The 6,577-nt window shown below is 55.5% G+C and carries 8 protein-coding genes and 1 pseudogene; 3 read left to right on the forward strand and 6 right to left on the reverse strand.

Going from position 1 to position 6,577, the window contains the following annotated elements; translation table 11 throughout:
• A partial coding sequence (locus BBW68_RS16440; protein ID WP_148127523.1) for an IS30 family transposase occupies positions 1-212 on the forward strand: 212 nt, incomplete at its 5' end.
• 222 nt (positions 213-434) lie between these two features.
• Here the strand turns inward: BBW68_RS16440 and cysE are convergent.
• The 5 genes from cysE to BBW68_RS08845 form a co-directional block, all read right to left on the reverse strand.
• Positions 435-1,256, reverse strand: a complete 822-nt coding sequence (gene cysE, locus BBW68_RS08825) for a serine O-acetyltransferase (RefSeq protein ID WP_070135044.1) — start codon at positions 1,254-1,256, stop codon at positions 435-437.
• A gap of 64 nt (positions 1,257-1,320) precedes the next feature.
• Positions 1,321-2,340: an NAD(P)H-dependent glycerol-3-phosphate dehydrogenase gene (gene gpsA / locus BBW68_RS08830; RefSeq protein ID WP_070135046.1), complete on the reverse strand. Its 1,020-nt coding sequence runs from the start codon at positions 2,338-2,340 to the stop codon at positions 1,321-1,323.
• Positions 2,333-2,806, reverse strand: coding sequence for a protein-export chaperone SecB (secB, locus tag BBW68_RS08835; RefSeq protein WP_070135048.1), 474 nt, complete (start codon positions 2,804-2,806; stop codon positions 2,333-2,335). Before secB ends, gpsA begins: the two co-directional genes overlap by 8 nt.
• Before the next feature lie 82 nt (positions 2,807-2,888).
• Positions 2,889-3,140, reverse strand: coding sequence for a glutaredoxin 3 (gene grxC / locus BBW68_RS08840; protein ID WP_070135050.1), 252 nt, complete (start codon positions 3,138-3,140; stop codon positions 2,889-2,891).
• Between the two features lie 33 nt (positions 3,141-3,173).
• On the reverse strand, positions 3,174-3,605 hold the full coding sequence (locus tag BBW68_RS08845) for a rhodanese-like domain-containing protein (protein ID WP_070135052.1): 432 nt from the start codon (positions 3,603-3,605) through the stop codon (positions 3,174-3,176).
• 265 nt (positions 3,606-3,870) lie between these two features.
• On the opposite strand from BBW68_RS08845, the gene envC reads away from it, so the two are divergent.
• Positions 3,871-5,178, forward strand: coding sequence for a murein hydrolase activator EnvC (envC, locus tag BBW68_RS08850; protein ID WP_070135054.1), 1,308 nt, complete (start codon positions 3,871-3,873; stop codon positions 5,176-5,178).
• Positions 5,179-5,180: 2 nt separating this feature from the next.
• The gene (locus BBW68_RS08855) at positions 5,181-6,092 is read left to right on the forward strand and encodes a divergent polysaccharide deacetylase family protein (RefSeq protein ID WP_070135056.1); all 912 of its coding nucleotides are present in this window, start codon (positions 5,181-5,183) and stop codon (positions 6,090-6,092) included.
• A 72-nt stretch (positions 6,093-6,164) separates the two neighbouring features.
• Here the strand turns inward: BBW68_RS08855 and BBW68_RS08860 are convergent.
• Positions 6,165-6,577, reverse strand: a pseudogene (locus BBW68_RS08860) (MDR/zinc-dependent alcohol dehydrogenase-like family protein); the annotation flags it as partial.

A 6,577-nucleotide genomic window follows, 5' to 3' on the forward strand; every position in this document is an offset into this window, starting at 1 on the left:
ACTTTGCACGCCCATACCATTCCTGGGAACGTGGCCTGAATGAGCATACCAACGGTCTGATACGGCGCTTTTACCCCAAGGGAACCGACTTCAGTCAGGTGAGCCATCGCAAGATGGCTGAACTCGAACACATACTCAACACGCGCGGGAGAAAATCACTGGGCTATCGTTCCCCCAACGAGGTATTTTTAACGCACTTACTGGCGGCATAAGCCCCCTCGGTTTTGTTGCGTTTCAAGTGGGAATGGGGCACCGGGATTAAGCACCAAGATAACTATAACGCTTTCGCCGCCTCAGAGGCACCACAACGGTTTTTTGCACTCACATGCCGTTTCGGTCAGTTGTATATGAGGCGTGGCGGCAGTTAGATTACGCAGGGGCGTTACTAAAAGGCTAATAAACTGTAGGGGGCGATCGACGATCGCCCCGCAAAATCAAATGCCATCACCAAATTCGAAGCCTGGCACCATGCCATTAAAATGCTGATCCATATCCATGGATGGCTTATCGCTGCCCGGCTTGCCGACAATACGCGCCGGTACGCCTGCCGCGGTGGTGTGCGGCGGCACCGGCTGCAGCACCACGGATCCGGCACCGATCTTCGCGCCGCGCCCTACTTCGATATTGCCGAGGATCTTCGTACCGGCACCGATCATCACCCCTTCGCGGATCTTTGGATGACGGTCGCCGCTGGTTTTGCCGGTTCCGCCCAAGGTTACCGACTGCAGGATCGAGACATCATTTTCGATGATCGCCGTTTCACCCACAACGATGCCCGTTGCATGGTCCAGCATGATGCCGCGACCAATGGTCGCCGCCGGGTGGATATCCACCGCGAAGGAGACGGAGATTTCGTTCTGCAGGTAAACCGCCAGCGCACGGCGGTCTTCATTCCACAGCCAGTGGCCGATGCGATAAGCCTGCAGGGCGTGGAAGCCTTTCAGGTAGAGCAGCGGCGTGGAGTATTTATCCACCGCCGGATCACGCTGGCGCACCGCCTGAATATCGCAGGCGGCAGAGATGATCATCGACAGGTCCTGACGATAAGCATCCTGAATGACCTCACGAATGGCAATCGCTGGCATGATCGGATTAGCCAGCTTGTTGGCAAGCATATAGCTCAGCGCGCTGCCTAGGTCATCATGCTTTAGCAGAGTGGCGTGGTAAAAGCTGGCCAGCATCGGTTCACAATCGGCCAGCGCACGCGCTTCCATTTTGATGTTATCCCAGATCAGTTCAGACTCTACACACGGCATGGCTCACTCCCCATTAAAAATAGCGCCCGTCTGGGTGCCAGCATGACAACACGATGAATCCGGGTCAGCTCCAGCTGTTTTCGTCCTTCCTTGTGCGCCCCAGCAGGCTGGTTGCCGCTTCACGCGCATTCTTGCCACAGTACAGCACCTGATAAATCTGCTCGGTAATAGGCATTTCCACGCCGAACCGCGCAGCCAGCGCCTTCACTTCTTTGGTATTACGGAATCCTTCCACCACCTGCCCAATAGTGGCCTGTGCGCCTTCAACATCGGCACCCTGCCCCAGCATTATGCCGAAACGGCGGTTACGCGACTGATTATCGGTACAGGTGAGTACCAGATCGCCCAGCCCGGCCATGCCCATAAACGTCGTGGCATTTGCGCCCAGCGCGGCACCCAAGCGGCTCATTTCAGCCAGCCCGCGGGTAATCAGCGCGGTGCGGGCATTGGCACCAAAACCAATACCATCCGACATGCCAGCGCCGATAGCGATAACGTTTTTCACCGCTCCGCCCAGCTGCACGCCGATAAAATCAGGGTTGTTATACACGCGGAAGCTTTTACCGCAGTGCAGCAGCTCCTGCAGCTCTTCGGCAAACTGCGTATCCGTCGCTGCCAGCGCAATCGCCGTTGGCAGACCAGCGGCCAGCTCTTTGGCGAAAGTCGGGCCGGAAATCACCGCCAGCGGAATATCGTCACCGACGATCTCACGCGCCACGTCTTGCAACAAGCGCCCCGTCTCCTTTTCCAGACCTTTCGTAGCCCACACAATGCGCGAATCTGCGCGCAGATGCGGCTTAATCTGTTGCAGCACGTCACCAAACACGTGGCTTGGCACTACCACCAGCAAGTCGCGGCTGGCTGCAATCGCCGCAGCGAGGTCGGTTTCAAGGTGGAGCGTATCGGGGAAAGGGACATCGGGAAGGAAAGCGGTGTCACAGCGGTCGGCCTGCAGCTGCGCCTGGTGCTGCGGGTTATGGCCCCACAGCACTACATCGTGGCCGTTACGCGCCAGCGTAATCGCCAAAGCGGTACCGTACGAGCCGGCACAGATGACGCTCGTTGAAGCATGAAGGCTACGCATTAAGCGTCCTGCTGCTATGCTGACCTTTACCTTCAGACTGCTGCAGATAGTTCATGAACAGCGCGTCAAAGTTAACCGGTGCAAGGTTCAGCTGCGGGAAGGTACCGCGTGATACCAAGCTGGTGATGCACTCGCGTGCATACGGGAACAGAATATTCGGGCAGTAAGCGCCCAAGCAATGCGCCATCTGCGTGCCTTCGATATCACCGATAGAGAAGATACCTGCCTGCTGTACTTCACACAGGAACGCAGAGTCTTCGCCGACGGTTGCGGTCACAGTGATGCGCAGTACCACTTCATACACATCGTCAGCCAGCTGGCTTGACGCGGTGTCGAGGTCCAGTTTTACTTCCGGTTCCCATTCTTTCTGAAAAACCTGTGGCGCGTTAGGCGCTTCAAAAGAGATATCTTTGGTGTAGATACGCTGGATCTGGAAAGACATATCGGTGTTGTTCTGTTCTGACATGGTACGTAATCCTATCGGTTAATAATCCGTTATTGAGCTGCAGCAATAGTCAGGGAAAGTGCGCCAGATGCGCAGCCTTCCCTTATTTTAACAGCGGCTCAAGGCCATCACGACCGTCAAGTGCAAACAGGTCGTCACAGCCGCCGATGTGCTGCGCATCAATAAAAATCTGAGGCACCGTGGTCTGGCCGCTTCGTTTAATCATTTTCTCACGCAGGTGAGCATTCCCGTCAATCGGAATCTCTTTGAAATTCACGCCTTTCTGGCTCAGTAGGGCTTTCGCCCGATGGCAAAAAGGACAGGTTGCTTTGGTGTAGATCTCAACGTTAGCCATGCTGGCCCTCCAGTAATCTTATGTGCGCGCGGTTTATCTACTGCTCACCAGAGGCAGATTATCGCCACTCCAGCCGGATACACCCTCTTTCAGCACGTAAACCTGTTCATAGCCTGCAGCATTCAGCTGCGCCGCAGAATCGGATGCGGAGGTGCCGGTAGCACACACCACGATCAGCGGTTGGGCTTTATATTTTTCCAGCTCGCCGAAGCTACCTTTCTTGATATCTGCGGCCAGCATATTAATCGCAGTAGAAATATGACCCTTGCGGTAATCATCGCGTCCACGCACGTCCACTACCACGGCTTCTTCTTTGTTAATTAAACGGGTCGCCTCACCACGGCTAATTACTTTTACCTTCGAGAACATGCCGTTAACAGTGGTTACGATCACCAAAACCAGCAGAATAACCCACGCCAGAGCTAAAATGGTGTGATTGCCTGCGAACTGCATAATATCTTGCATGAGGGGTAACAACTCCCGAAAGGTTTAATAAGCTAAAACAAGGCTTCCGAGTATACCTGCCAAGAGTGCCATGTACAGTCGCGTAGAGCCTCAGAGTAATGTTTTCTGCGACAGATTACAAAAAAGTTGCCTTAAGTGAAAGCAGCTTGTTGTACAATCAAGACTTTTTGTAGCATCGGCTCTGGCGGAATTGTTACCGTCAGTAATAGAAAACCAGCGCGAGATGGCTGGTAAGCTGCTGTTCATCGTGGAATAATCCGAGGCTATGAGGGGAAAAGCGACAGTCCTACATTCATGGACCCCGCGTAAACAGCAGGTTGCTACCCTGCCACTGCGTGCAAGCATGTCCAATCTGGCAGTCGGGGTACTCTGTACCAGTGCACTGCTGTTCTCTTTTTTCGCTCTCGCGACAGAAGACAACAAATCTCAGCTGCAAAGTATTCAACAGGATATCGCGGCAAAAGAGAAAAGCGTCAGGCTGCAAAAGCAGCAGCACAGCAAGCTTCTTGACCAGCTACAGAGCCAAGAGAAGGTCATTGCCCAGGCCGGCTACCAGCTGCGCGACACGCGGAGCAGCCTCACCACGCTGAATAAAAAGATTTCCGCGCTTACCGCCTCCGTCAATAAACTCCAGCAGCAGCAAACCCAGCAGGAATCTATTTTTGCTGAGCAGCTGGATGCCGCCTTCCGCCAAGGCCAGCACAGTGGGCTGCAGCTGATTTTCAGCAATGAAGAGAGCCAGCGCAGCGAACGTATGCTGGCTTATTTTGGCTATCTCAATGAGGCGCGCCAGAAATCGATTGAAGACCTGAAGCAAACGCGCCGCGATCTCTCTGCGCAGAAAGCCAGCCTAGTTGATAAGCAGACCCAGCAGAAGTCGCTGTTAGCACAGCAGCAGTCGCAGCAGGCAACGTTGGAAAGCGCTCGCCAGGCGCGCAAGAAAACTATCACCATGCTCGAATCCTTGCTGGAGAAAGATCAGGCCCAGCTGGTTGAGCTGCGTCAGAATGAAAGCCGCCTGCAGGATAAAATCGCCAGTGCCGAACGCGAAGCTAAGGCACGGGCAGAACGTGAAGCGCGCGAGGCTGAAAAAGCTCGCCAGCGTGAGGCGCAGGCGAAGAGCAAAGGCACCACCTATAAACCGACCGACAGCGAGCGTTCGCTGATGTCGCGCACAGGCGGCCTTGGTCGCCCGGGCGGTCAGATGGTCTGGCCGATCCGCGGCAGCATTGAACACCGCTTCGGTGAGCAGCTGCAGGGAGAACTGCGCTGGAAGGGACTGGTGATTGACGCGCCGGAAGGCACCGAAGTCAAAGCGATTGCCGATGGCCGCGTGCTGATGGCCGACTGGCTGCAGGGCTACGGCTTGGTGGTGGTGGTCGAGCACGGCAAAGGCGATATGAGTCTGTATGGTTATAACCAGAGTGCGCTGATGAGCGTGGGTACCAAGGTACGTGCAGGGCAGCCTATCGCGCTGGTCGGCACCAGCGGTAGGCGTGGCACGCCGTCACTCTATTTCGAAATCCGCCGTCAGGGACAGGCAGTCAATCCACTACCGTGGTTAGGAAGATAGTTTTGTTTCAACTCCGAAAACTCAGCGATCTTCTGGTCACCATCGTGATGGTCAGCCCGGTGTACGCCGGTAAACTTTCGATTGTCATTGATGATTTTGGCTATCGCCCCGAGCAGGAAAATCGAGTATTACAGATGCCTGCGGCCATCTCTGTCGCGGTGCTGCCCAACGCCCCACACGCCCGTGAGATGGCGACCAAAGCCTACCAGCGCGGCCACGAGGTGCTGATCCACCTGCCGATGGCCCCGCTTAGTAAACACAAACAGCCACTCGAAAAAAACACGCTGAGCCCGGATATGTCGAGCGAGGAGATTGCACTCATCGTGCATGAAGCCGTCGTCGATGTGCCGTTTGCCGTTGGGCTCAACAATCATATGGGTAGCGCGATGACTTCCAGCTTGCCGGGAATGCAGAAAGTGATGCAGGTGCTCGATCGCTACAATTTCTACTTCCTCGACAGCATGACCATCGGCAACAGCCATTCGACCCACGCCGCCGTAGGCACCAGCGTGAAGGTGATCAAGCGCCGCGTATTCCTTGACAATACGCAGAACGAGGCCGATATTCGCCAGCAGTTTACCCGTGCGGTGCGCCTAGCGCAGCGCGATGGCTCCGCGATCGCCATCGGCCACCCGCATCCGACCACGGTGCGCGTGCTGCAGCAGATGCTGCTGATGTTGCCCGCCGATATTATCCTAGTGCGCCCCAGCCAGCTGCTGAATGAGCCGCAACGCGGCAGCAATCGCCCTCTGCCGGCAGAAAAACCGCAGCCGCGTAATCCGTTCCGCGGCGCAGAAGTGTGCAAGGTGACGGTTAAACCGGTGCCGGTCACGCGTGCGCTGGGCGTGATCGCTGACAGCATCAGCAACAGCCCGCTGGTGCAAAGCCTGAAGAAAAATTTTTTCGGAAAATAGCTGATGCGGGCCAGACATGCCTAGCCCCTTCGAATACATCAACCCTGATGGCTAGCTCCAGTCGAGGATCACTTACCCTGAATGCCCGGAGCGCATTTCATCAAAGCCCTGCTGGAAGGCAGTAATCGGATAGCGGTGGGTGATTACCGGGGCCAAATCCAGCCCGAACTGCAGCAGCGCGGCTATTTTATACCAGGTTTCGAACATCTCTCTGCCGTAGATCCTTTAATAAACAGCCCCTTGAAGATCACCTGATTCCAGTTGATCGCCATTGAGGCAGGGGGGATTCATCACGTCGAGCGTGGCGCAAAAACCGGCCGGAACGCCGGATATCTCCAGCCCGACGTCAAACCTTTCAGTCATGCCGAGTTCCGTCATCACCTGCGGCAGATTTTCATGGCTGACATTAACTGCCCGCGTAACACCCATCTTGCGCGCTAGCTCCAGCCGGTACTTGATGGTTATGAGATTGAATCGCCTCTTCT

Source organism: Candidatus Erwinia dacicola, assembly GCF_001756855.1.
GTDB classification, from domain to species: Bacteria; Pseudomonadota; Gammaproteobacteria; order Enterobacterales; family Enterobacteriaceae; genus Erwinia; species Erwinia dacicola.